The organism is Polaromonas sp. P3_B4 (assembly GCF_056402835.1).
The window spans coordinates 295634-319853 of record NZ_JBFUGQ010000002.1 but is presented as its reverse complement, the minus strand read 5'-3'; the positions used below and the strand labels follow the sequence as shown (position 1 = coordinate 319853).

Annotated in this window: 18 protein-coding genes; 6 read left to right on the top strand and 12 right to left on the bottom strand. The window is 65.9% G+C overall.

Going from position 1 to position 24220, the window contains the following annotated elements:
* Positions 1–76: 76 nt before the first annotated feature.
* On the bottom strand, positions 77–1822 hold the full coding sequence (locus tag AC1DVV_RS18340) for a ShlB/FhaC/HecB family hemolysin secretion/activation protein (protein ID WP_477667408.1): 1746 nt from the start codon (positions 1820–1822) through the stop codon (positions 77–79).
* Between the two features lie 145 nt (positions 1823–1967).
* Between AC1DVV_RS18340 and AC1DVV_RS18335 the strand changes: the two genes are divergently transcribed.
* Together AC1DVV_RS18335 and AC1DVV_RS18330 are read left to right on the top strand one after the other, a co-directional pair.
* Positions 1968–2612, top strand: coding sequence for a response regulator (locus AC1DVV_RS18335; RefSeq protein ID WP_477667409.1), 645 nt, complete (start codon positions 1968–1970; stop codon positions 2610–2612).
* Complete coding sequence (locus AC1DVV_RS18330; protein ID WP_477667410.1) at positions 2613–4478, top strand: sensor histidine kinase; 1866 nt, start codon at positions 2613–2615, stop codon at positions 4476–4478. It abuts the gene before it with no gap.
* Positions 4479–4537: 59 nt separating this feature from the next.
* Here AC1DVV_RS18330 and AC1DVV_RS18325 read toward each other — a convergent pair whose 3' ends face one another.
* From AC1DVV_RS18325 to AC1DVV_RS18305, 5 genes are read right to left on the bottom strand one after another with little or no spacing between them, the layout of a single operon-like run.
* Positions 4538–5914, bottom strand: a complete 1377-nt coding sequence (locus AC1DVV_RS18325; RefSeq protein ID WP_477667411.1) for a class-II fumarase/aspartase family protein — start codon at positions 5912–5914, stop codon at positions 4538–4540.
* Between the two features lie 34 nt (positions 5915–5948).
* Positions 5949–6782: an HpcH/HpaI aldolase/citrate lyase family protein gene (locus AC1DVV_RS18320; RefSeq protein WP_457282518.1), complete on the bottom strand. Its 834-nt coding sequence runs from the start codon at positions 6780–6782 to the stop codon at positions 5949–5951.
* On the bottom strand, positions 6779–7960 hold the full coding sequence (locus tag AC1DVV_RS18315) for a CaiB/BaiF CoA transferase family protein (RefSeq protein WP_457282517.1): 1182 nt from the start codon (positions 7958–7960) through the stop codon (positions 6779–6781). Before AC1DVV_RS18315 ends, AC1DVV_RS18320 begins: the two co-directional genes overlap by 4 nt.
* Before the next feature lie 9 nt (positions 7961–7969).
* Positions 7970–8818, bottom strand: a complete 849-nt coding sequence (locus AC1DVV_RS18310; protein WP_457282516.1) for an HTD2 family dehydratase — start codon at positions 8816–8818, stop codon at positions 7970–7972.
* 34 nt (positions 8819–8852) lie between these two features.
* Positions 8853–9848 (bottom strand): Bug family tripartite tricarboxylate transporter substrate binding protein, encoded by a 996-nt coding sequence (locus AC1DVV_RS18305; RefSeq protein ID WP_457282515.1) that lies wholly within the window; start codon positions 9846–9848, stop codon positions 8853–8855.
* Between the two features lie 86 nt (positions 9849–9934).
* On the opposite strand from AC1DVV_RS18305, the gene AC1DVV_RS18300 reads away from it, so the two are divergent.
* Both AC1DVV_RS18300 and AC1DVV_RS18295 read left to right on the top strand, forming a co-directional pair.
* Positions 9935–10837 (top strand): LysR family transcriptional regulator, encoded by a 903-nt coding sequence (locus tag AC1DVV_RS18300; RefSeq protein WP_457282514.1) that lies wholly within the window; start codon positions 9935–9937, stop codon positions 10835–10837.
* Between the two features lie 271 nt (positions 10838–11108).
* Positions 11109–12815 carry an acyl-CoA dehydrogenase family protein gene (locus AC1DVV_RS18295; RefSeq protein ID WP_477667412.1) on the top strand — a complete coding sequence of 569 codons (1707 nt, stop codon included), beginning with the start codon at positions 11109–11111 and terminating at the stop codon, positions 12813–12815.
* Positions 12816–12882: 67 nt separating this feature from the next.
* On the opposite strand, the gene AC1DVV_RS18290 is transcribed toward AC1DVV_RS18295, so the two are convergent.
* From AC1DVV_RS18290 to AC1DVV_RS18265, 6 genes are all read right to left on the bottom strand, one after another.
* A complete protein-coding gene (locus AC1DVV_RS18290; protein ID WP_477667413.1) occupies positions 12883–13593 on the bottom strand; it encodes an enoyl-CoA hydratase/isomerase family protein in 711 nt (236 codons plus the stop codon).
* A gap of 205 nt (positions 13594–13798) precedes the next feature.
* A complete protein-coding gene (locus AC1DVV_RS18285; RefSeq protein ID WP_457282511.1) occupies positions 13799–15250 on the bottom strand; it encodes an NAD-dependent succinate-semialdehyde dehydrogenase in 1452 nt (483 codons plus the stop codon).
* Positions 15251–15359: 109 nt separating this feature from the next.
* Positions 15360–17198 (bottom strand): ABC transporter ATP-binding protein, encoded by a 1839-nt coding sequence (locus AC1DVV_RS18280; RefSeq protein WP_457282510.1) that lies wholly within the window; start codon positions 17196–17198, stop codon positions 15360–15362.
* Positions 17198–18067, bottom strand: a complete 870-nt coding sequence (locus tag AC1DVV_RS18275) for an ABC transporter permease (protein ID WP_457282509.1) — start codon at positions 18065–18067, stop codon at positions 17198–17200. Before AC1DVV_RS18275 ends, AC1DVV_RS18280 begins: the two co-directional genes overlap by 1 nt.
* 31 nt (positions 18068–18098) lie before the next feature.
* Positions 18099–19055: an ABC transporter permease gene (locus AC1DVV_RS18270; protein ID WP_457282508.1), complete on the bottom strand. Its 957-nt coding sequence runs from the start codon at positions 19053–19055 to the stop codon at positions 18099–18101.
* A 100-nt stretch (positions 19056–19155) separates the two neighbouring features.
* Positions 19156–20781 carry an ABC transporter substrate-binding protein gene (locus AC1DVV_RS18265; protein ID WP_457282507.1) on the bottom strand — a complete coding sequence of 542 codons (1626 nt, stop codon included), beginning with the start codon at positions 20779–20781 and terminating at the stop codon, positions 19156–19158.
* Positions 20782–21347: 566 nt separating this feature from the next.
* Between AC1DVV_RS18265 and AC1DVV_RS18260 the strand changes: the two genes are divergently transcribed.
* Together AC1DVV_RS18260 and AC1DVV_RS18255 are read left to right on the top strand one after the other, a co-directional pair.
* The gene (locus AC1DVV_RS18260) at positions 21348–22820 is read left to right on the top strand and encodes an aldehyde dehydrogenase family protein (protein WP_477667414.1); all 1473 of its coding nucleotides are present in this window, start codon (positions 21348–21350) and stop codon (positions 22818–22820) included.
* Positions 22821–22873: 53 nt separating this feature from the next.
* On the top strand, positions 22874–24199 hold the full coding sequence (locus AC1DVV_RS18255; protein WP_477667415.1) for an NAD(P)/FAD-dependent oxidoreductase: 1326 nt from the start codon (positions 22874–22876) through the stop codon (positions 24197–24199).
* The last annotated feature ends 21 nt before the right edge of the window (positions 24200–24220 follow it).

The window sequence follows — 24220 nt, the reverse complement described above, 5'->3', positions numbered from 1 at the left end:
TCGGGCTTCAGCCCTTTCAGGACGTGCGCAAGCAGCTATCAAATATGTAGCGCGAAATAGGCGGTACGTTGGCCACTCAAAAACTCCTGGACACCTGCAGCCACAGCCGGCTGCTGCGATCCGGCTCGGCGGTGGCCGGGCCGCCGTGCAGCTTGCGTGCGTAAAAGAAGCGTGCGCTCCAGCCGTCGGCATGCGCCCAGTTCAGGCCCAGACCGGCACCCGACAGGCTTCGCCGGTTTGACGCGCCAACGCCGGACAACGGCTGCTCATTGCCGTAGCCAACGGCCGCGTCGTAAAAGCCGACCAGCTGCCAGCCGGCGCCCAGCGGGTATTGCAGTTCCAGCGTCAGCAGGCTGGCGCGGTCTGACGGCGCTTCGCCCTGCGGGTAGGCGCGCACGGCGCCAGCGCCGCCAAGCGGCAGCTTTTCGGACGAGTCCAGGTTCTTGCTGGGCCACTGGCCGGTATAGGAGACCAGCAAGTTGGCCTTGCCGACGCTTTGCTGGCGCATGGCCAGCAGGCCCAGCTTGCCGAAGCTGCCGGCGCTGCGCACGGTAGCCTCGTCGATGGCCAATGCGTCGGCACTGTTAATGGCCAGCTGGCCGCGCGTATAAGCGGCCGAAAACCCCCAGACGCCACCGCCACCCCAGCCGTCGCGTGCGTCACCGGAAAGGCCAAGATTGAGCAGGTTCAGATGCTTGTCATCGGCCGAGCCGACGAGGTCGATGCGGTCACGCAGGCGCTTGTGCTCGGCACTGACTTGCGCGTTCAGGTTGTGCAGGCGTGAGCGCAGCACCGGGTGCGCGGCGAACAGGGTGACTATGGAAGCGTCGCCGTGTGCGTCCAGGTTTGCAAACTCCCCGCCTAGGCGGTACCTCATCACCGAGACGGCAGCGCCCGCGCGCGTGCCGTTGCCGCCCACCGGTAACTGCCACCCCAGGCGCGCGTAGTTCATATCGCTCCCGGCGGTCAATGCGCGCAGGGACACCAGGTCGCCCAGGCCGGCCGGGTTGTTGAAGTACAGGCTGGCGCCTGCCCGTTCGCGGCCGGTGGCGCGGCTGCCGAAATTGTCGGCCTCCAGCAAGCCAGTGACAGCCGGCCCCCGCTCAACGTCCACCACCAGTTCGCTGGTGCCCACCGACGCGCCGGGCTGCAGGGTCGAGCGCACCGCGATGCCGGGCACGTCGGCTGCCAGCAGCAGCGAACGCTCCAGCGCTGCGTCGTTTACCAGCTCACCCGGCACCAGCGCGGCCAGTGGCAGCGGCGCGGGCAATTCGCCCTGCGGCTTCACGGTGATGGCGCTGTAACGGCCCTCCACAATGGCGATTTTCACAACACCATCCCGGATGTCCTGCTGGGGCAGGTAGGCGCGCGCCACCGTATAGCCGTGCTGGCGATAGAAGCGGCTCAGGCGCACCGCCAGTTCCTCGAGCCCGGCGAAGTCAAGCTCACGGCCGATGGCGTCCTGCACCACCGTGAACAGCTCTGCTTCGGAAAAAGCGGTGGCACCCGAAATTTTTATCTGCGCCACCCGCACCTGGATTGCAGCATCCCCCGGTGATGCCTGTGGCATCGGGGATGCCGCGGCCGGTGCTGCAGGCAGCACAGCCGGTGCGTCATCGCGGGGCACGGGAGCCGCAGGCCTGAGTTGCTGCAACACATTGCCGGCATCGGGAGGGCTGACCGCCGCTGCAGGCTCCAGTCCGGCCAGGCACGCGGCTCCGCACAACAGCACCGCGGCGCGGCGCACGGGCCAGGAAGAGGCGTAGACGCCCTGACGCAGCGGCAGCGAAGCGCCTGTCGTGGATCGGGTAGTGGTTTGCATGCCGCGTATGGTGTCGGGCCGGGAAGGCAATCGCCTCCCCTGATTCGGGGAGACGGTCCGAATTTTTTTGCGGTCAAATAGGCGCACCCGCTAAGATTCACGGCGGCGTCAGCCCCAACAACAACTGAAGGAATCAAGCGCATCCATGTCCATCCTGACCGTGACCCTGGTGGAAGACGACACACCAATCCGCGAGGAATTCGCGCGCATGGTGCGTGAAGATGTTGGCCTCAGGCTGCTGGAGGCGGTGGGTTCCTGCGCTGAGGCACGGCGCAGCTTTTCATTTGCCCAGCCGGACGTTGCACTGATTGATTTGGGCCTGCCCGACGGCGACGGTACCGAACTGATCGCGGACCTGGCCCGCCGCTCGCGCCACACCAGCATCCTGGTGGTGACCATCTTCGGTGACGAGGCCCACGTGGTGCGCGCCCTGCAGGCGGGTGCCCACGGCTACCTGCTCAAAGACACACCGACCGCGGAATTCGGCCGTGCGATCCGCGCCGTGAGCGAGGGCGCAGCCCCGCTTTCGCCGCAGGTGGCGCGCTATCTCCTGCGCAGCTTCGCCGCACCACGGGCAGAGGCACTGCGCTGGCTGATGGAGCCGCTGACGCCTCGCGAAAAAGACGTGCTGACGGCCATCTCGCAAGGCCTTTCGGTGCCCGAAACAGCGCGGCACCTCGACGTCGCGCCGTCTACCGTAGCCGCCCATATCAAGAGCATTTACGGCAAGCTGGCCGTGCACTCGCGCGTCGAAGCCGTGAACCAGGCGCGTGCCCGGGGACTGATCTGAATGCGATTGCAGGGCATATGGGCCGCGCTATGCGCCTGCGCCACGCTGATGCTGGCGGCGCCGTCCTGGAGCGCCACGGCGGCCACCCTGGAACGGGCGGTGGTCGTCACTGAAGACGCAGGGCGCCCCGCCGAAGTCGATTTCAGCAAGGCTTCGCCCGTCACGCTGCCCGACAACTGGCGCCGCAGCCGCCCTGGTTTTGACGGCGTCGCCTGGTATTCGATCGCGCTCGACGCTCCCCTGAAGGCCGCCGGCGCTACCGGCCCGGAGCATGAACTTGTGCTCGTCGTGCCGCGTGTGGCTGACCTGGGCGAGTTCTGGCTCAACGGCGAACGGCTGGACCTTGGCACGGGCAACGGATTTACCCGCAACCGCGCGCTGTGGGTGCCCCTGGGAGGCCACGTACTCAAGCCCTCGGGCAACCTGCTGCAGGTGCGCGTCAGCGGCAGCGCCGACACCCGCGGCGGACTTTCGCGCATGAGCCTGGGAACCACTGCGGCCGTGGGGCCGGCCTTCCAGGTGCGCCGTTTCCTGCAAAGCATTGCCCCCACAATGCTGATGTTCGCGGTGCCGATCTGCCTGTTCGGCGCCATCCCGCTGTGGTTCAAGACGCGCCGCTACATCCACCTGCTGTTCGTGCTGCTGTGCGTGAGCTGGATGCCGCGGGCACTGGTGATGCTCGCGCCTGAAGCCGGGCCGCCCGGCCCCGAATCCCTGCTGTTCGCGCTGGCCAGCACCCTGGTGTCCAACACGCTCATGATCATGCTGCTGCTGGAGTACAGCCACTGGACCAGCCCGCCCTGGAAGCGCTACCTCAAAGTGCTCTACGGGGTCATCGCGCTGTCTTTCGCAGCGGGCGTCGCCGCCTACCTGAAGGGCGACATGCGGCCCAACGTCGCGGCCGTGCTGCACTGGCCTTATTTCGCCCTGACCATCGCCGTGGTGCTGGCCCAGGTTCACAGGGCCTGGCGCACACGCCGGCGCAACGAGGTGTTCCTGGCAGTGACGCTGGTCCTCTGGTGGGCCGCGGTGCTGCAGGACCTGGCCATTCCCGCCGACCTGAACGCCTTCGACAGCTTCTTCATGGCCCCAGTGGCCGCACTACTGGTGCTGGCCACCCTGGTCGCGCGCACGCTCGAGGGCCTGGCGCTGCACAGGGCCAGCGCCGAAGAAGAGATCAACCTTGCGGTCGCCGGCGTCAGCACAGCGCACGGGCAGGCCCTGGAAGAAATGCGCGCGGAATTCGACCGCCGCAAGGCCGAGGAGCGCCAGGCCGTGATCGCCGCCGAGCGTACCCGGCTGCTGCACGACCTGCACGACGGCATGGGCAGCCAGCTGATCACCGCGCTGCGGATGACCCGCCGCGACGAAGTGCCGCGAGAGGAGGTCGCGCGCGTGATCGAAGACTCCCTGGAAGACATGCGGCTCATCATCGATTCGCTGGACCTTGAGGAAAGCGACCTGCTGCCCCTGCTGGCCAACTTGCGTTATCGGCTGGAGCCGCGGCTCAACGCCATCGGGGTTGGTTTGCAGTGGCAAGTGGGGCCGTTGCCGGAGATGGACTACCTGACACCCGAGACAGGTCTTTCCATCCTGCGCACGCTCCAGGAGGCCATCAACAATGCAGTGCGCCATGGCGCGGCCAGGACCATCACAGTTCGCGCGCGTGATACCGCCAGCACACTGGAACTGTCCGTCACAGATGACGGCTGCGGCTTCGACACGCACGCCGTTCCCGCCCCCGGCAAGACCCAACGCGGCCTGGCCGCGATGCGAATGCGCGCACAAAAATTGGGGGGCCAGGTCCGCATTTCCAGTGGCACACATGGAACCTGCGTGACGCTGGAGCTTCCGTTAAGACGTTGAGACGGTACCCTTCAACCGCATACACAAAACTTTGGTCCGAAGCTTGAGCCGCCCTCTTTTTACGACACTCTTGTGGGCTGCGAGTCCGGCACCTTGACCGACGCGAGCACGCGGTCGACCATCACGCCTGCCTGGCCCAGGTTATTCATCGGATCGCAGAACGAGGCCAGCTGCTCCCGTGTCACGTGCTTCTTGATTTCGGGATGCTCCGCCAGCAGATCGATCAGCGGCCGCTTTTGCTGGAGCGCGTCGCGGCAGATGTCGTAGACAAGGTCATGAGCGTATTCACGCCCGATGTAGGGGCCCAGGCCCATCATCACGGCCTCCGACATCACGAGGCCGTGGGTCATGTCGATGTTGCGGCGCATCTGCGCGGCATCGACTTCCAGACCCGCGAGGATGAACTTCGTCTGCTTGAGCGCGCCCGAGATCAGGCAGAAAATCTCGGGCATCGCCACCCATTCGATTTCCCACGGGCCGGTGGAGCGTTCATGGTCGGCGACCATCGCGTCCATCAGCGACGCGGCCAGCTGGCGTACCACGGAGATGTTGGCATGGATGTAGAGGCAGGAGATCGGGTTGCGCTTTTGCGGCATGGTTGACGAGGAGCCGCGCCCTGGCGCGAAAGGCTCAAACACTTCGGCGACCTCGGTCTGCATCAACAGCTTCACATCCATCGCGATCTTTCCGAGCGATCCACCGACGATGCCGAGGAAGGCACCAACTTCAGCGAAGTTGTCGCGCACGGTGTGCCACGAAATCAGTGGCTGCCCGAGGCCGAGTTCCTTCATGAGGTCGGCCTGGGTTTCCATTGCGCCTTTTTCAAGCGAGGACAGCGTGCCCGACGCGCCGCCGAACTCGCCGACCAGCACCCGCGGCTTGAGCTGCGTGAGGCGCTCGCGGTGGCGCTCGATGCCCGCAAGGATGCTGGCCATCTTGTAGCCGAAGGTGATGGGCGTCGCCTGCTGCAGATTGCTGCGGCCGATGATCGGCGTGTCGCGGTGGTCGCGCGCCAGTTTGGCGAGCGAGGCCGAGATGTCCGCGAGGTCGGCCTCGACCAGTGCGAGGCCCTCGCGTATCTGCAGCACGGCGGCCGTGTCGGTGATGTCCTGCGTGGTGGCGCCCCAGTGGCAGTATTCGCCCAGGCCATCCTTGCAATGCGCGTTGATCTGGTTGACCACGGCGATGATCGGGTAGCCGATCTGCTCGGTCTTGGCCTTGAGCTTGACCCAGTCGATCTGGCTGGGCTCGCAGTTCTTCACGATCTCTTTAGCCGCCTCTTTGGGAATGATGCCGAGGGCGCCCTGAACCTTGGCGAGCGCACGCTCGATGTCCAGGTATTTGGCGGTGCGATTCTCGTCCGACCAGACATGCCGCATGGCGGCATCGCTGAACATGTCGCCGAAAATTTTTGAGTCGATGATGGTTGCGGACATAGGTTCTCCGTTGGGTTATGTATCTTGTGAAAAATCAGGGAGTGCGTGCAGCCAGGGCCACGATGCGCTCGGCTTTGAGGACAACCGGGCGATCGACCATCTTCCCGTCGAGCTGGATGGCGCCGCCGCCGGCTGCGCGCGAGGCGCTCAGGATGCGTTGCGCCCAAGCCAGCTCTTCGGCGTCAGGCCGCAGCGCACGATGCACCGCGGCGACCTGCACGGGATGAATGCACATCTTGGCGCCAAAGCCAAGGCAGCGTGCCTGCGCCATGTCGGCGGCAACCCGGTCCGCATCGACGTCGGGCGTGACGCCAGCCACGGGCGAGGGCAAACCCGCGGCGCGTGAGGCAATGGCAAGCTGGATCGCGGCGTGCTGCAACGACGGGCTGTCGGCGGGAATGTCAAGGTCGGCCATGTAGTCGAGCGAACCGAAGGCCAGGCGTGCGATGCCGGGTGCAGTGGCAAGGTCGAAGGCGGCCAGCAGGCCACGCGCTGTTTCGACCAGCGGCAACACGGTGGTACCCGCATCGAGCGAACCAAGAACGTCAGCCACCTGCCGTCTGCTTTCGCATTTCGGAAGCATGACGCAGGCTGCCCGAACCCGCCGCAGGAGCTGCAGATCGTCTGCGTACCAGTCCGTGCTCGCGTCGTTGATACGGATCAACAGCTTGCCGCGAATCTCCTCGTTGGCGGAGGGCATCCACGCCGCGATGGCTTCGCGCGCGGCAGCCTTGTCAGAGGGCGAGACCGCGTCTTCCAGGTCGATGATGACGCGGTCCGCGCCCGAGGCCAGCGCCTTCGCGAATCGCTCGGGCCGGTGGCCCGGCACGAACAGGTAGCTCAGCGGCACGGCGGGCGGCCTACTCATACCGCACCTTCCGCGCGCAACTGGGCAATCTGTTCGACGCCATAGCCAAAGTGGCTCAGGATCGCGTCGGTGTGTTGGCCCAGCGCGGGCACGGCGCCCATGCGCGGGGCGCCATGTTGCCAGGAACCGGGCGGCAGCATGGCGGGCACGGCGCCGGCCGGGGTATCGATTTCACGCCAGCGCGCGCGCGCTTCGAGTTGCGGATGTTTCCACAGCTCACTCATGGTGTTGACTTGCGCGTTAGCCACACCAGCGGTTTCCAGCCGCTCGACGACTTGGGCGGCGGTCAAGGTGCTGAAGGCTTCAACGATGATTGACGAGAGTTCGCCCCGGGCGGCGCTGCGCTGTGCGTTGCCGGCGAAACGCGGGTCGCTGGCAAGCGCGGGCTGCAGCAGCACTTTTTCGCAAAACACCTTCCACTCGCGTTCGTTCTGCAGGCCCATCATCACGGTCTTGCCGTCACCGGCCAGAAACGGGCCGTATGGATAGATGGTCGCGTGGCTGGCACCCGTGCGCTGGGGCGGCGCCGCGCCTTCGAAGGCGTAGTAGAGCGGGTAGCTCATCCACTCCGACAGCGATTCGAGCATCGAGATGTCGATGCGCTGACCCTCACCGGTCTGCCGACGGTGCATGAGCGCGCCCAGGATGTTGGTGTACGCATACATGCCGGCAGCGATGTCGGCGATGGATGGACCGGCCTTGGACGGTGTGTCGGGCGTACCGGTTACCGAGACGAAGCCAGCCTCGCTCTGGATCAGCAGGTCATAGGCTTTTTTGTCGCGGTAAGGACCGTCACCGCCGTACCCCGAGATGTCGCACACGATGATGCCGGGCTTGCGCTTGGCCAACGCTTCGTACGACAGGCCGAGCCGTGCTGCAGCGCCCGGCGCGAGGTTTTGCACCACGACGTCGGCCTCTTCAATGATCAGGCGCATGAGGATTTTCTGCGCCTCCTCGTGCTTGACGTCCAGCGTCAGGCTTTCCTTGGAGCGGTTGGTCCAGACGAAATGCGATGCAAGGCCCCGCACGCGACTGTCGTAGGCCCGTGCGAAATCGCCCACACCGGGGCGTTCAACCTTGATGACCCGCGCACCCATGTCGGCCAGCTGCCGTGTGGCGAAAGGCGCCGCGATGGCGTGTTCGAGCGTGACGACGGTGATTCCCTTGAGTGGCTGCATGGCGTCTCCTCAGCCCAGCGTGGCGATGGCGTCCATCGTGAGCCAGCCTTCATGGTCACGCCCCCACAGCCGCACGCTCTTGCCGTCGGCCGAAGGCTGCCCGTGGATCGAGAACGGGTTGACGTCGAACGTGGGCCGGACCGCCTTGAACTCAAATTTGCGCACCATGGCCTCAGGCATATGCCGACGCAACAGGTCCATGAGCAGCGTGGCGATCAAGGGGCCGTGCACGATGAGGCCGGGGTAACCCTCGACCTCCGTGACGTACTTGCGGTCGTAGTGAATGCGGTGCCCGTTGAACGTGAGGGCCGAGTAGCGGAACAGCAGCACGTCGTCGGCGACGATGCGGCGCACCCACGCGAATTCGGCGGGCGCTGCCAGCGGCGGAGGGGTCACGTCGCCGGGCGTCGGCGCCGCACGGTAGACGATGTTGTGGTGCTCGGTCAACGCCACGCCTGCAGAACCGTTGCGGCGCAGTTCATGGCGCACCTTCACGAAAACCAGGCTGCCGGTGCGGCCGCTCTTTTCCGTCACATCGACGATGGTTGAGGTGCGCGAGAGCGCGTCGCCGACACACAGCGGCTCGTGGAACTCGAAATCGCTGCCGGCCCACATGCGGCGCGGCAGGGGAACGGGCGGCAGGAAGCCGCCTCGCCGCGCATGGCCGTCCGGGCCGATCTCCGATTGCGCGTGGATCGGCAGGAAATACAGCCAGTGCCAGAGGCAGGGCAACGGCGTGCCGGGCGCGGGACGCGAGGTGTCGGCGCGGTCGAGCGTGGCCGACAACGCTGCGTACGGCGTGGCAGTGGCGGTGTCCTCCACTGTTTCGCTGCGGCCTGTCCAGTCTTGCAAGTTCATGCGCGTACCCTCCTTTCAGTGAAACTTGCGCGACTCAGTCGAGCTTGATTTTTGCGGTCGCCACAACGCCCTTCCAGCGCGTGACTTCCTTTTGCACCAGGGTTTTGAGTTGCGCAGGCGTGCTGGTTTCAACCTCGGCCCCCTGGTCTTCAATGAATTTCTGTACGGTTTTTTCGGCCAATACGCGGTTGATCTCCTGGTTCAACCGGTCAACCACCACCTTGGGGGTTTTAGCGGGGGCGAACATGGCGTACCACTGCGACATGCTGACGTTGGGAATTCCCTGCTCGGCCAGCGTCGGAACGTCCGGCAAGACGGGAGATCGCTTGTCACCGGCGATGCCGAGCGCCTTGAGCTTGCCGCCCTTGATTTGCGGGTACGCGGTAAACAAGCTGGGAAACATGTATTGCGTAATGCCGGAGATGGTGCTCATCACGGCGGGCGCTGAGCCTTTGTGGGGAATTCCAATCACGTCCACCCCCGCGGACAGCTTGAACAGCTCGCCTGCGATATGCGGTGCGGTGCCGTTCCCCGCCGTCGCGAAGCTGAAGCTGTCGGGTTTGGCCTTGATGAGCTGCACCAGTTCTTTGGCGGTCTTGGCCGGCACTTCCGGGCTGACGACCAGCACCGTCGGAGATGCCGCCACCATGCCGATGGGTTCAAAATCGGCGACCGGGTCGTAGCGCAGCTTTTGCAAGGCCGGGTTGATGCCGTGGGTAGCGATGTAGCCGAACATCAAGGTGTAGCCGTCCGGCGCGGCGCGGGCCACGAACTCACTGGCAATCGCGCCGTTCGCCCCGGCCCGGTTGTCCACGATGACCGGTTTGCCAAGCCGTGCGCTGAGTCCCTGCGCCAGGACGCGCGCCATCGCGTCATTGGCGCCGCCGGCGGAGGTCGGCACCACGATGGTGATCGCTTTTTCGGGCCAGTTCTTGGGCGTCGCCGGACTGGTCGCCGCCATGGAGAAACCAGCCGCCAGTGGCAGCAAGCTCAGCATCAGCAAAGTCCGGACGTGGTGTTTCGGCAGCATGGTTTGTCTCCTGTGGATGTTCTGGTTGCCGGATCTTCGGCGAATGCAGGGAATCCGTGAAGTGCAACTTTTGTTAGTATTGGTGCATGGCGCGCATCAATTTCGATTTGCAGCAACTCGAAGCCTTCGTGGCGGTGGCCGAGCGCGGGAGCTTTCGCGCAGCAGCCGACCACATCCATCTTTCGCCACCCGCTTTAAGCCGGCGCATCGACAAGCTCGAGACCATCCTGGGTGCGCGGCTTTTCAACCGCACCACACGAGAGGTCGAACTGACGGCCCTCGGGCACGTTTTTCTTGATCGCGCACGCGCCGCGCTGGACGACCTTGAGTCCGCCATGCTCGGCATCACCGACATCGCCGGCAGCCGGACCGGCCGGGTCACGGTGGCCTGCGTGCCTTCCGCGGCCATCCATTTCCTGCCTACGGTCGTGAGCTCGTTCTCGGAACGCTACCCACTGATCCGCGTCCGTGTGATTGACGAAGCCGCCGGCGCGGTGATGGCCAGCGTGGTGTCGGGCGAGTCGGACTTCGGCATCAGCTTCATGGGCAACCAGGTACCCGGCGTGGACTTCGAGCCGATCCATACCGATCCCTTTGTGGTGGCCATGCCGCGCCGCCATGCACTCGCCGGGCGCAAGACGCTGTCCTGGAAGAACCTGGAAACCGAGCGCCTGATCGCGGTATCGCGTACCAGCGGAAACCGGCAATTACTGGACGACGCGCTGGCCAAGGCTGGCATCAACCCCTCATACCGCCTCGAGGTGAGCCACATCGCGACGCTGCTCGGCATGGTCGAAGCGGGGCTCGGGCTTGGGGCCGTACCGCGCCTGGCCTTGCCGAAACAGCATCCGTCGATCATTGGCGTTGCGCTCGTGGCGCCGGCGGTGTCGCGTGTACTGGGCCTCACCACCTTGCGTGGCACGACGCTGCGCGCACCGGCAAAGATGTTCTACGACTACCTGCACACGGCGCTGAAAGAACGTCGCTAAGGGAAATGCCAAAGGTCGGCACCGGTGCAAGCCAGGCACCAATGCGTGGCGGTGTTTTCCCTGTTCGGTCGTGATGAAACTTCGAGCGCCCGAACGATGGGTAGTGGAGCAACCACCGCGACCACCTCTGCCTTCCACCCGGACCAGAGGCAGCCCAGCCCTGACGGACGCGCGCCGAAAGGATCGGCTGCGCCTGTTGCCATTCGCGCGCCGATTTGATTATTATTGATAACTATTCTTGTGGCTCCGTGACAACCAGTAGAAAGGGCGTATGACCTATCAACCCGCTGTGCAAGATTCGCAATTCATTCTTTTCGACGTGCTGGACGCGGGCGGCCAGTTGCGGCCGATCGAGCGCTTCGCCGATGCCGACAACGACCTGCAGCGGCAGGTTCTGGAGGAAGCGGCAAAGTTCGTCGCCGAGGTTGTGGCGCCGCTGAATGCGGCGGGTGACAACCCCGGCTGCCGCTTCGATGCGGGCGTGGTCATAACGCCTCCGGGATTCGCATCGACCTACAAGGCCTTCTGGCAGGCCGGTTGGCCCGCGCTTTCCTGCGCGCCTGAACACGGCGGGCAAGGCCTGCCCTGGGTGCTGGAAGGTGCGCTATACGAATGGCTCAGCGCCGCCAACCATGGCTGGACCATGGCCCCCGGCCTACTGCACGGAGCCTGTGAGTGCCTGGCCCATCATGGCAGCGATGAATTGAAGGCGACTTACCTGGAGAAGCTTGTCTCCGGCGAATGGCTGGCCACGATGTGCCTTACCGAAGCGCACGCCGGCAGCGATCTCGGACTGGTGCGCACCCGCGCAACGCCGAAGCCGGACGGCAGCTACCGTGTTAACGGCAGCAAGATCTTCATTTCCGGTGGTGATCACGATCTCACCAGCAACATCCTGCATCTCGTCCTCGCGCGCCTGCCGGATGCACCTGCCGGCCCCAAAGGCCTGTCGCTGTTGCTCGCCCCCAAGCTGCTGGCGGACGGCAGCCGCAACCATGTCTACTGCGACCGCATCGAAGAAAAGATGGGCCTGCACGGCAGCCCCACCTGCGCCATGCGCTTCGATGATGCGACAGCCTGGCTGATCGGCCAGCCGGGCGAGGGCCTGAACGCAATGTTCGTGATGATGAATGCGGCGCGTTTGCACGTGGCGCTGCAGGGCATCGGCCTGCTCGACGCCGCATGGCAAAAGGCCGATGCCTATGCGCGCGAGCGCAGGCAGATGCGCGTGCCCGGACCACGCACCAGCACCGAGCCCGCCGACTTCATCATCGGCCACCCGGCGATGCGCCGCCTGCTGGACACGCAGCGGGCCTGGATCGACGGAGGGCGCGTGCTGGCTTACCAGACAGGACTCGAGCTCGACATCGCCAGGCACCACCCCGACCCCGCCCGTCGTGAAAGGGCACAGCAGTGGTGCAGCCTGCTCACACCCGTGTTGAAAGCTGCCTTCACCGATCAGGCTTTCCACGGCGCCAGCGAATGCCTGCAGGTTTTCGGTGGCCATGGCTACATCCGCGAATGGGGAATCGAGCAGACTGTGCGCGATTCACGCGTGACCATGATCTATGAGGGCACCAACGAGATCCAGGCCATCGACTTGCTGGTCCGCAAGGTGATACCGGACGGCGGCAAGACGTTGCGGCAGATGTTCCAGGTCCTGCAGGAGGGCCTGGACGACGGGCGCGCGAACGAGAAGGCTGTATTGAGCTGTTTCGCCCGCCTGGAGATGACGACCGCAGCATTGATCAAGGCCGCGGGTGCGGCGCCCCAGTTGCCCTATTGGGTCGCTGGCGACTACCTGCGCGCGGTGGCGCTGGCGCTGCTCGGTTGGGCTTGGGTGCGAATCTGCAACACGCCTGACGCGCAGGGCCATGAGCGCTGGCAAGGCCCAGGTGAAGCGTTACGGCGCTGGGTGATGCCAGAGTTCGATATGCTGCTGGGCATCATCGAAGATGAAATCGGACGGCAGGACTGACCCGCTTTTCATGTGAACGGGACGGCACTGAATCGACAGTCAACCCCAGCAAGCCGTGGCATGCCTTCTAGCTTTGAACTCCGCGACTGCCCAAGGCTCGCTGCGCGTCGTTTTCAAGCGCGATGGCCTCGTCGAAATGGCGAAGACCGATGTCGTTGAGGACCCGTTTGAAGCTGGCTGCCACCACCGGCTGAAGCGACGCCAGCCTGGCGCCGATTTGCCGGGAAGCCGATTCGAGTTCCTGGTCGGGGACCACTTTCCAGACAAAACCCCAGGCCATCGCCTGCGCGGGTGAGAACTCCTCGCCCAGTAGCATCAGCGCCTTGGCGCGCGCCACGCCTGCATAGGCAGATAAGGTGGCGGTCAATCCACCCGTCACAAAAACCCCGAGGGAGGCCTCCGGCAACTTGAAGCGGGTGCTTTCCCCCGCGACCACAATGTCCGCATTCAGCATCCACTCGAAGCCGGCGCCGACAGTCCAGCCATGGACCGAAGCAACCACCGGCTTGGACAGAGACAGGAGCGCCTTGGCCACAGCCTGCACCAATACCAGATCGTCTTCCGTGGGTGGGCTGCTGACGTCCCTCCCCGCACAGAATGCCCGGCCGTTACCGCACAAAAGGAGCACCCGGACGGCATCGTCGCGCGAAGCCAGCTCTATAGCAGCAAGAAGTGCACGCGCAAGCTCGTTGTCAATGGCGTTGAGTTTGTCGGGCCGGTTCAGGGACACGGTCATGATGCCGTCCACGGACTCGATCAGCAGCTTGGGAGTTGTCATGGGTGTGATTCTGAACCGGGAAGCCATCAGCGAACGTATAAATTTCCGGTCCAATGTTTTTTTTGATCAGACTGTATGCGTATCGACCCGAGGGAGCGGCGGCTTCGCTGCCTGGCTTGCACTTGTATCTCGACGCCAACACCAAAGGACAACTAGGAGTAGGCCGTCGTGGTGCCGATGACGCCGGCACCGAGGACCAGCACCTTCATGCAAGATTTCCCTGGCAGAGGTACTTGGTGTGCAGGTATTCGTCCAAGCCCCAGTGCGAGCCTTCGCGGCCGTAGCCCGATTCCTTGACGCCGCCGAAGGGCGCGGCCTGCGCCGCAATGGCGCCCTCGTTGATGCCGACCAGGCCGGTCTCGAGTGCGGAGGCCACGCGCCACACGCGCTTGATGTTGTTGGAGAAGAAGTAGCCGGCCAGGCCGAAGGGCGTGTCGTTCGCCTGCGCGATCACCTCGTCTTCAGTGCTGAAGCGGAATATGGGCACCACTGGGCCGAAAGTTTCCTCGCAGGACAGCTCCATGTCGGGCGTCGCGCCGGTCAGCACCGTGGGCGCGTAGTAGTTCGGGCCATTGGCGACTTCCGTGCGCACGCGGCTTCCGCCCACGACCGCCTTCGCGCCTTTGGCCACGGCGTCGTTCACGTGGCGCTCGATCTTGTCGACCGCCCGCCCGTTGATCATTGGGCCGATCTCGGCCTCCGCCCAGCTAGCCGGGCCGACCCGCAAGGCGCCCACGCGGGCCGCCAGCTTGTCGACGAAGCGGTCATGCACGGCCTCGTGCGCGAACACGCGGTTGGGGCTCACGCAGGTCTGGCCGCCGTTGCGAAACTTGGCGGCCATCAGGCCTTCGACAGCGGCGTCCAGGTCGGCATCCTCAAACACGATAAAGGGTGCGTTGCCGCCGAGTTCGAGCGAAAGCTTCTTGACCGTGCCGGCCGACTCGCGCGCCAGTATCTTGCCCACAGCCGTGCTGCCGGTAAAGCTGACCTTGCGCACACGGCCGTCACGCAGCCACTCGCCCACCACCTCCGGCGTGCGTTCGCGCGAGGCGGGCACGATGTTCAGCACGCCAGGGGGAACGCCCGCTTCCTCGGCCAGCTTCACGAGGGCCAGGGACGTGAGGGGCGTGTCTTCTGCGGGCTTGGCCACCACCGTGCAACCTGCCGCCAGCGCGGGGGCGATCTTGCGTGCGATCATCGCCGCGGGAAAATTCCAGGGCGTGACCACGGCGACGACGCCAACGGCTTCCCTCAGCACCAGGTAGCGCTTGCTCGACACCGGCGCGGCGATGATCTCGCCGTGGGCGCGCACGCCCTCTTCGGCGAACCACTCCACATAGCCGGCGCTGTAGGCGATTTCGCCGCGTGACTCCGCGAGCGGCTTGCCCTGCTCGCGCGAAATCAGTTCAGCCAGCGGCTCCACGTCGCGCTCGATCAGCGCCTGCCATTTCTTGAGGATCAAGCAGCGATCACGCGGCGAGCGTGCTTTCCAGGCGGGCAGCGCTTCTGCCGCCGCGTCGGCGGCCAGCCGCGCGTCCGCCGCACCGCCGTCGGCCGCCAGGGTGATCAGGCTGTCGTCGGCGGGATTGCGCACCTCGAATTGGCGGCCGTCCTGGGCTGCCTGCCAGCGGCCTGCGATGTAGTTCAGTGTTTGCATGTCAGTTCAATCTGTTCAGTTCAGTTCAGTTCAACGAAAAAATTCCCGATGGCACCCAAGGACGCCGATCTCGATATGCACGCGGCGCTCTCAAGGTCGGCAGTGCGGATCAGGCCGTGCATTCACGCGGCAGCGCCTGGGTCTGCTGCAGTTGCAGCAATTCGTCGGCGCTGCGGTGGCAGAAGACCTCCACGCCGCCTTCGAGTTCGTGCCGCGGCGGCGTCTTGCTGTCGCACACGCCGGCCACGCGCAGGGGGCAACGGTCCAGGAAGCTGCAGATGCCCGCGCGGTCGACAGGCGCCTGCACCAGCGGCAGGGCCGCGCGCTGCGCCGCTCCGACTTCATCGAGCCATCCCGGGCGCAACTCAGGGACGGAATTGGCCAGCAAATGGAAATACGGATGACGCGGCGCATGCGCGAAAGCCGACCGGGTCAGCGACTCCACCTTTTGGCCGGCGTACAGCACCACGATCTCGTCGCACACCGCGCGCACGGTGTTCATGTCGTGGCTGATGAACATGTACGAGACCCCGAGCTCCTTGCGCAGCTGAGCCAGCAGGTCCAGGATGGCGGCGCCCACGACCGTGTCCAGCGCCGAGGTGACTTCGTCGCACAAGATCAGGTCGGGGTCGGCGGCCAGCGCGCGCGCCAGGTTGACGCGCTGCTTCTGCCCGCCGGAAAGCCCCGCAGGCAGGCGCCGGGCACAGGCCTGCGGCAGTTGCACGAGGTCGAGCAGCTGCGCGATGCGTTTGTTCAGGGCCTCGCCCTTCAAGCCGCGGTACAGCTGCAGCGGCCGCGCGAGGATGTCGGAAATGGTGTGCGCAGGATTGAGCGCCGTATCCGCCATCTGGAACACGATCTGGATGCGGCGCAGCTCCTCGGGCGAGCGCTGCGACACCAGGCGTGGCAGCGGCTTGCCGTCGAACATGATCTGGCCGCGGGCGGGGCCGATCAGGCCAGCGACGGCACGGGCCAGCGTGGTCTTGCCGGAGCCGGACTCGCCGATGACGCCGATCGCCTGGCCGCGGTACAGGGTCAGGCTCACATCGTCGAGCACCGGTGAGGCGGGCCGGCCGTGCTTGTCCAGGGGCCCATAGCCGGCGACCAGATTGCGCACCTGCAGCAGCGGCGTAGCGCCTTCGGCCACCGTCTCGCCGCTGCGCGCCTTGGGATTGGCCGCGGCGATCAGGCTGCGCGTGTAGTCGTCCTTCGGCGTGTTGATGATCTGCGCCGTGGTGCCGATCTCGCGCTCGGCGCCGTCGCGCAGCACCAGGATGCGGCCGGCCATCTGGGCCACCACCGCCAGGTCGTGCGTGACGTAGACCGCCGTGGTCTGACGCTCGCGCACCACGCGGCGGAAGGCGTGCAACACCTCGATCTGGGTGGTGACGTCCAGCGCCGTGGTGGGCTCGTCGAAGATCACCAGGTCCGGGTCGCTCATCAGCGCCATCGCGGCCATCAGGCGCTGCAACTGCCCGCCCGAAACCTGGTGCGGGTAACGCTGGCCGATGCTGTCGGGCTGCGGTAGTGCCAGCTCGCGGAACAGCGTCACGGCTTTTTTCTCGGCCTCGGAGCGCGGCATCAGGGAATGGATGTGGGCGGTTTCGACCACCTGGTCCATGATGGTGCGCGACGGATTGAAGGAAGCGGCCGCGCTCTGCGCGATGTAAGAGACACGGCGGCCGCGCAGGCGGCGCCGTTCTGATTCAGACAGGCCCAGCACATCGGTATCGCCGATACGCACGCTGCCTCCGGAGATGCGGCAGCCGTGCCGCGCATAGCCCATGAGCGCCAGGCCTATGGTGGTCTTGCCCGAGCCGGACTCACCGATCAGCGCCAGCACCTCGCCGGGCTCGATGCTGAAGGAAACGCCTTTGACGATCTCTGTATCGCCGCCGGCGGCTTGCGCCACGACGCGCAAGTCATTCACGAGGACAGTGGCACCCATTAATGTTTCTCCCGGTCAGCGTCGGTATGGCCCGGCAGGTTGTCGATCACCAGGTTGACCGCGATGGTCAGCGCGGCGATCGCGAAGGCTGGGGCGAGCACGGACACGCCACCCAGCGGCAAGGCACCGAGGTTCTCGCGCACCAGGGAGCCCCAGTCAGCCATCGGCGGCTGCACGCCCAGGCCCAGGAAGCTCAGGCTCGCCAGCAAGCGCAGGGCGTAGACAAAGCGCAGGCCCATGTCGGCCAGCAACGGGCCGGTGATGTTGGGCAGGATCTCGCGGCGCATGATGTAGGCCCGGCGTTCGCCGCGGGCACGCGCCACCAGCACGTAGTCCATGGCGTTGATGTTCACGGCCAGCGAACGGATGATGCGGTAGGCGCCCGGCGCGTAGACGACGGCCGTCACCGCAATCAGCAGCGGAACCGAAGAGCCGAAACCGGCGATCACCACCAGCGCGAACATCTTGCTCGGGATGGACACCAGCGTGTCCAGCACGCGGCTGAGCACAGCATCGACCGCGCCACCCGCCACGGCGGCCAGCAGCCCGAGAACCGCGCCCACGCCGCAGGCAATCAGCGTTGCGACAAAGGCCACACCGATGGTGTACGGTGTGCCGACAACGATGCGCGTGAGCATGTCGCGGCCCAGGTAGTCAGTGCCGAGCCAATGCTGCGCGCTCATGTCCTGGAACACGCCGGCGTCGGACATCTCGCCAAGCGCGCTGTCAGGCACGAAGCAGGCGAAGATCCCCACGGCCACCCAGAAGGCCAGTACGGCCAGCCCGAGTTTGCCGGCGCGCGACCAGCCTACGAGCCAGGCGCGGCGCCGGGTAACGGCCGTCGAAGAAGCAAGTGTTGCAATAGTCATAGGAAAATCTCCGCGCGGCGCGCTGCGGTGCTCATTGATGCCTCAATCGGGGATTGGCGACGATGCCGCACACGTCGGCGAGCATCACCAGGACAAGGTAGGCCGAGCAGAAGATCATGGCGCAGGCCTGCACCAGTGGCATGTCCCGCTGCGCGACGGCGTCCACCATGAGCTTGGCGATGCCCGGGTAATTGAAGATCACCTCGACGATGATCACGCCGCCAAGCAGGTAAGAAAGGCTCAGCGCCACTGCGTTGGCGATCGGGCCGATGGCATTCGGCAGCGCGTGGAACAGCACGGTGCGCGCGGCGCTGGCGCCTTTGAGCCGCACCATCTCGATATAGGCCGCGGCCAGTTGGTCGATGACGGCCGCGCGCGTCATGCGCAGCATCTGGGCCACGATCACGCTGCCCAGGCTGAGCACCGGCAACGCGAAAGAGCGCAGCATCTCGCCTGGCGACGAAACGTCGACCGCGTACGACAGCGCTGGCAGCCATTTCAGTTGCACCGCGAACACCAGCACTGCCAGCGTGGCCACCAGGAATTCCGGCACCGACACGACGGCCACTGTCGCCATGCTGGTGAAACGGTCGAAAGCCGAGCCGCGCCGCAAGGCGCACAAAATGCCCAGGCCGAGGGCAAGCGGGACGGAAAACACCGTCGTCACCGCGGCCAGCTGCAGCGAAGCGGGCAGGCGGCTGGCGATGGCCTCACCCACCGGCATGCCGGTGACCACGGACTTGCCCGCGTCGCCCTTGGCCATGCCGCCCAGCCAGTCGAAGTAGCGCAGCACCGGGCTTCGGTCCAGGCCCATCTCGGTGCGCAAGGCCTTCACCGCCTCGGGCGTAGCGTCCTGCCCCAGCTTCTCTTCGGCCGCGTCGCCCGGCAGCACGGAGGTGATGGCGAACACCACCACCGACACCGCCAGCAGTGAGCCGAGCCCGGCGAGTATGCGGCCGCCGACCAGTTTCAGGATAGTGAGATTCATACGAGGCTCTTCCATTCAAGTGCCGGCGCGGAACCGGCTTTGCCGGGCCGCAGAGGGCGCCCCCCTAGGGGGGAGGCGCCGAAGGCGCTTCGGGGGGGAGTCATCCTTCCAGCCACACGTGTTCGGCAAAGCCGTAGCCCATCATCCCACCCAGCGGGTTCACCTGCAGGCCTTTGAGCTTCTTGTTGTGGCCGTCCAGGCTGGAGAGGAACATCGGGATACCGATGCCGCCGTCCTGGTTGATCAGCGTCTGCATGTCGGCGTACATCTGGGTCCGCTTGGCCGTGTCGGTTTCGGCGCGCGCGCCCACCAGCAGCTGGTCAAACTTCTCGCTCTTCCAGCCCGCTTCGTTCCAGGGCGCATCGGACTTGAAGAACAGCGTCAGGGCCAGGTCGGCCGTGGGGCGCGTATTGACGTTGCCGAAATTGATCGGGTGTTTCATCCAGTGCTGCGACCAGTAACCGTCGGCCGGCATATTGCGCACATCCAGGTTCAGGCCGGCTTGCCGCGCCGCATGCTGCAGCACCAGCGCCATCTCCACCGAGCTGGTGGCCGCGGACGAGGCCACCATCGGGATGGCGGCGCTGCCCAGGTTGGCCTTCTTCAGGTGCCACTTGGCCTTGTCGGCGTCGTAGGGGCGCTGCGGCAGGCCCTTGAAGAAGAAGCGGTTGCCCGGCGCGATGGGCTGGTCGTTGGCCACAACGCCGCGGCCCAGCTGGATGGACTTGAGCATCTGTTCGCGGTTGAACAGCAGCTTCATGGCCATCACGAAGTCCGGGTTGGCGCCCGGGCCGCTGTCGCGCCGCATGATCAGGTCGGTATACGAAACGCCCTTGGTCTCGAAGATGGCGGCCTTGCCGCTGGCGTTGACGCGGTCGATCGAGCGCGGGTTGACCGTGCCGATCAGGTCCAGCTCACCCGCCAGCAGCGCGTTGACGCGCGCCGACTCGTCGCTGATGCCCACGTACTCGATCTCGTCCAGGTAGGGGCGGCCGGGCTTCCAGTAGCTCTCGTTGCGCACGCCGATGGAACGCACGCCGGGCTTGAACTCCTTGACCTTGTAGGGGCCCGTGCCGATACCGGCGTTGAAGTCGGTCGTGCCGTCCTTGATGATGTGGAAGTGGTAGGTGCCCAGGATGGCCGGCAGGTCGGCGTTGGGGGCCACCAGGCGGATGGTGACTTCATTGGGGCCGGAGGCCGTCACGTCTTCGATCTGGTCGGCCAGCACCTTGGCTTTGGAGCCGGTGGCCGGGTTCTTGTGGCGCATCATGGAGAACACCACGTCGGCCGGCGCGAGCGGTTTGCCGTCGTGGAAGGTCACGCCCTTGCGCAGCTTGAAGATCCAGGTCTTGGCATCCTTGGTGGTGAACTCCTCGGCCAGCGAGGGCTGGGGCGTGAGGCTGCTGTCCAGCCAGGTCAGCCCGTTGTAGAAAGTGAAGCCGCGGGCGTAGTCGGCCTGGTTGGCCTGCTTGGCCGGGTCCAGCGTGTCGCTCACGGAGGAGACCGCGCCCGCCACCTTGATGCGGCCGCCCTTGCGCGGCGTTGGCGTTTGCGCCTGTGCATTCGCGGCAAGGCCCGCAATGCTGCCGGCCAGGGCCGCCTGCATGCCGCCGGCCGTCAACATGGCCAATACATCGCGCCGGCTCGCGCCGCGCTGCAACGCACCCAGGATGCGTGTGCTCTCTTCGGGGCCGATGAGGCCGTTCAGCTGCTTGTTATCTGCCATGGTTTTCTCCTAGTCATCTCGTGGGTGGGGTAAAGGCATTGGAGCACCTGCCGACCGGGGATATACCTCGATCACGCCGGGGCGCTTGGTTAAAACTGCGGTTTTGCGGATAGCCGGCGGCATGGTGTGCGGCGCGCCCCCGATGGCTTGCTGTCCGGCTCAGGCAGCCCGCCCTTGCGATGCCGCGGCGCGTGCGGGCTACCCGGCGCATGGCAAAACCAGTCAGCGTGCCGCGGCAATCGAAGCCGGTGGACTTGGGACGAGAGCTCATGAAAGCGTCCTCCTGGAGGGGGTGGTGCAAAGCCTGTGCCGGTTCGCCGGCGCCATGCAATGAATGCTATTGAAGCACCGCCGCAGATGCTGCGGTTGTGCGCCGCTTGCGCACCGTTCATGCCGAATGCCCACGCTTAAACGGCAGATCAATTCCGGTCAAGGGCGTACCATGACTTCGATTCTTTTGAGAGGGAAAGCATGGAATATGACGACACAATGCGGGGGTTCCGCAAGGGCAATTTCCCCGCGGTGCAGCGCGGAATCAACCGCGCCGCGGCAAAGGATATGCGCCCATGAACGTCTCCCTTGTTGAGCAGCTCAAAGCCGCCGGCCGGCTGGATCGCCTGTTCATAGACGGCGAGTGGGTCCTGCCCGCAGGGCAAGCCCGGGCTAGCGTCATCAACCCGTCGACCGAGGAGCCCATCGCACAGATCGCCTTGGGAACCTCTGAAGACGTCGCGACGGCTGTGGCCGCTGCCCGCAGCGCCTTCGCCAGCTGGTCCGTCAGTTCCACCGAAAGCCGGGCCTTGCTGCTCGGCCGCGTCCACGCCCTGATCCTTGAGCGGGCGGAACTGTTCGCCCAGGCGATCTCACTGGAGATGGGCGCCGCCATCGGCTTTGCGCGCAGCACACAGGTGCCGGTCGCAGCCGAGCACATCCGCGTGGCCCGTGACAACCTGGCCAGCTATCCCTTCCTCTCCCACCGGGAGGGCGTGACTATCCAGCGCGAGGCCATTGGCGTGTGCGGCCTGATCACGCCCTGGAACTGGCCGCTCTACCAGATCACCGCCAAGGTCGGCCCCGCCCTGGCCGCCGGATGCACCGTGGTCCTCAAACCCAGCGAGCTGTCGCCGCTGAGCGCCTTGCTGTTTGCCGAGGTGGTGCACGACGCCGGCATCCCGCCGGGTGTGTTCAACCTGGTGAGCGGCAATGGGCCCGAGGTCGGCGCCGCGCTGTCGGCGCATCCAGACGTGGACATGATCTCGATCACCGGCTCGACCCGGGCCGGCGTGCTGGTGGCCCAGGCGGCGGCCCCGACGGTCAAACGTGTGGCCCAGGAGCTCGGCGGCAAATCGCCCAACGTGATCCTGCCGGACGCGGACCTGGCTCGCGCCGTACCGGCGGGCGTGGCGGCCGCCTTTCGCAACGTCGGCCAGTCTTGCAGCGCGCCGACCCGCATGATCGTGCCACGCGAGCGCCTGCAGGAGGTTGAGCGGATCGTGCTCGAAGCGGCCTTGAGCTTTGTCGTGGGCGATCCGCTCTCGCCGCAGACCACGCACGGCCCGGTGGCCAACCGCGCGCAGTTCAACCGGGTGCAGGAAATGATTGCCACCGGGATTGCCGAGGGTGCGCGCCTCATTTGCGGCGGCCCCGGCCGGCCTGAGGGCCTGGAACGCGGCTTCTATTGCCGCCCGACCATCTTCTCCGGCGTGAACTCCCAAATGCAGATCGCGCAGGAAGAAATCTTCGGGCCGGTGCTTGTGATCATCGCCTACGACAGCGTGGATGAGGCGGTAGAGATCGCCAACGACACGGTCTACGGCCTGGGCGCGCACGTGCAGGGCCAGGACCTCCCCGCGGCGCGTGCGGTTGCGGCGCGCATCCGCTCGGGGCAGGTGCACATCAACTACCCGGCCTGGAGCCCCCATGCCCCCTTTGGCGGCTACAAGCGCTCGGGCAATGGCCGCGAATACGGCATCGAAGGCCTTGAGGAGTACCTGGAAACCAAGGCAATTCTTGGTTTCGGGCAGGAGCAGCCGGCATGAGCGCGGCCTTGGTGCAAAAAATGCAGACATCCAACAACGACCAGAATCCATCCATGTCCCAGCCCCTGCGCCTCCTCGAGACTTCCAGCACCCCGCCAGCCAGCGCCGATGTCGTCGTGATCGGCGGCGGGATCATCGGTGTCTTTACCGCCTACTACCTGGCCAAGCGCGGCATGTCGGTCGCACTGGTCGAAAAAGGCCACATCGGCGCCGAACAATCGAGCCGCAACTGGGGCTGGTGCCGCCAGCAGAACCGCGATGCGCGCGAGCTGCCCATGGCCACCAAAAGCCTCGAACTCTGGGACCAGTTTGCCGCCGACAGCGGCGAAGACACCGGCTTCACGCGCTGCGGCTTGTTGTACCTCAGCGATGACGAAGCCCAGATTGCAGGCTGGGCCAAGTGGCGCGAATTCGCCACGACCGCCGGCGTGACCACACACATGCTGAGCGGCCGCGAAGCTTCGGAGCGGGGCCAGGCGACCGGCCGCGCGTGGAAGGGCGGCGTCTTCTCACCCAGCGACGGGACGGCCGACCCGGCCAAGGCGGCGCCTGCCGTGGCGGCCGCGCTCATGAAGCTCGGCGGCACCGTCCACCAGAACTGCGCCGCGCGCGGCATCGAGATGGAGGGCGGCCGGCTCAGCGGCGTCGTCACCGAAGCAGGGACCATCAAGACCCGCACCGCGGTTCTCGCGGGCGGTGCGTGGGCGTCTTCGTTCTGCAACCAGCTCGGCGTGCAGTTTCCGCTCGCCACGATACGCCAGTCCATCGTGCGCCTGTCGCCGGTGGCGCAGCAACTGCCGGCAGCGCTGACCAGCCCGCGCGTCGCCATCACCCGGCGCCCCGACGGCCATTACGTGCTGGCCATCAGCGGCCGTGGGCGCGCCGACCCCACGCCGCAGCTGCTGCGCTTCGCGCCGCAGTTCATCCCGATGTTCGCCAAGCGCTGGCGCAACGTGTTTCCCGGCGGCCTGGAAGGCATACGCTGGGGCCACGAAACCCGCGCGCGATGGAAGCTGGACGCCCCCACCCCCATGGAACGGGCGCGCATCCTCAACCCCAAGCCCGACCCCGCGGGTGTCCGCGAAATCCACCGCCGTGCCGTCGACTTGCTGCCCGCGCTGCGCGAAGCCCGCATCGCCAACACCTGGGCGGGCTATATCGACAGCACGCCCGACGGCGTGCCGGGTATCGGGGAACTGCCGCAGGTGCCCGGCCTCATCCTGGCCGCGGGTTTTTCGGGACACGGTTTCGGCATTGGCCCCGGCGCCGGCCACCTGATTGCCGACATCGTGTCGGGGGCCGAGCCGATCTTCGATCCGAAACCTTTCGACCCCGCCCGGTTCAAGGAGTCGATGTGGGGCAAGGTGGCCGATTTCTAAAGGGCATTTGCAAACCGGGGC

Coding starts and splice junctions, on each gene's coding strand:
- AC1DVV_RS18275 (WP_457282509.1), bottom strand. CDS start 18,067: ATGACTATTGCAACACTTGCTTCTTCGACGGCCGTTACCCGGCGCCGC.
- AC1DVV_RS18320 (WP_457282518.1), bottom strand. CDS start 6,782: ATGAGTAGGCCGCCCGCCGTGCCGCTGAGCTACCTGTTCGTGCCGGGC.
- AC1DVV_RS18305 (WP_457282515.1), bottom strand. CDS start 9,848: ATGCTGCCGAAACACCACGTCCGGACTTTGCTGATGCTGAGCTTGCTG.
- AC1DVV_RS18295 (WP_477667412.1), top strand. CDS start 11,109: ATGACCTATCAACCCGCTGTGCAAGATTCGCAATTCATTCTTTTCGAC.
- AC1DVV_RS18315 (WP_457282517.1), bottom strand. CDS start 7,960: ATGCAGCCACTCAAGGGAATCACCGTCGTCACGCTCGAACACGCCATC.
- AC1DVV_RS18290 (WP_477667413.1), bottom strand. CDS start 13,593: ATGACAACTCCCAAGCTGCTGATCGAGTCCGTGGACGGCATCATGACC.
- AC1DVV_RS18260 (WP_477667414.1), top strand. CDS start 21,348: ATGAACGTCTCCCTTGTTGAGCAGCTCAAAGCCGCCGGCCGGCTGGAT.
- AC1DVV_RS18300 (WP_457282514.1), top strand. CDS start 9,935: ATGGCGCGCATCAATTTCGATTTGCAGCAACTCGAAGCCTTCGTGGCG.
- AC1DVV_RS18335 (WP_477667409.1), top strand. CDS start 1,968: ATGTCCATCCTGACCGTGACCCTGGTGGAAGACGACACACCAATCCGC.
- AC1DVV_RS18265 (WP_457282507.1), bottom strand. CDS start 20,781: ATGGCAGATAACAAGCAGCTGAACGGCCTCATCGGCCCCGAAGAGAGC.
- AC1DVV_RS18310 (WP_457282516.1), bottom strand. CDS start 8,818: ATGAACTTGCAAGACTGGACAGGCCGCAGCGAAACAGTGGAGGACACC.
- AC1DVV_RS18340 (WP_477667408.1), bottom strand. CDS start 1,822: ATGCAAACCACTACCCGATCCACGACAGGCGCTTCGCTGCCGCTGCGT.
- AC1DVV_RS18280 (WP_457282510.1), bottom strand. CDS start 17,198: ATGGGTGCCACTGTCCTCGTGAATGACTTGCGCGTCGTGGCGCAAGCC.
- AC1DVV_RS18330 (WP_477667410.1), top strand. CDS start 2,613: ATGCGATTGCAGGGCATATGGGCCGCGCTATGCGCCTGCGCCACGCTG.
- AC1DVV_RS18255 (WP_477667415.1), top strand. CDS start 22,874: ATGTCCCAGCCCCTGCGCCTCCTCGAGACTTCCAGCACCCCGCCAGCC.
- AC1DVV_RS18325 (WP_477667411.1), bottom strand. CDS start 5,914: ATGTCCGCAACCATCATCGACTCAAAAATTTTCGGCGACATGTTCAGC.
- AC1DVV_RS18285 (WP_457282511.1), bottom strand. CDS start 15,250: ATGCAAACACTGAACTACATCGCAGGCCGCTGGCAGGCAGCCCAGGAC.
- AC1DVV_RS18270 (WP_457282508.1), bottom strand. CDS start 19,055: ATGAATCTCACTATCCTGAAACTGGTCGGCGGCCGCATACTCGCCGGG.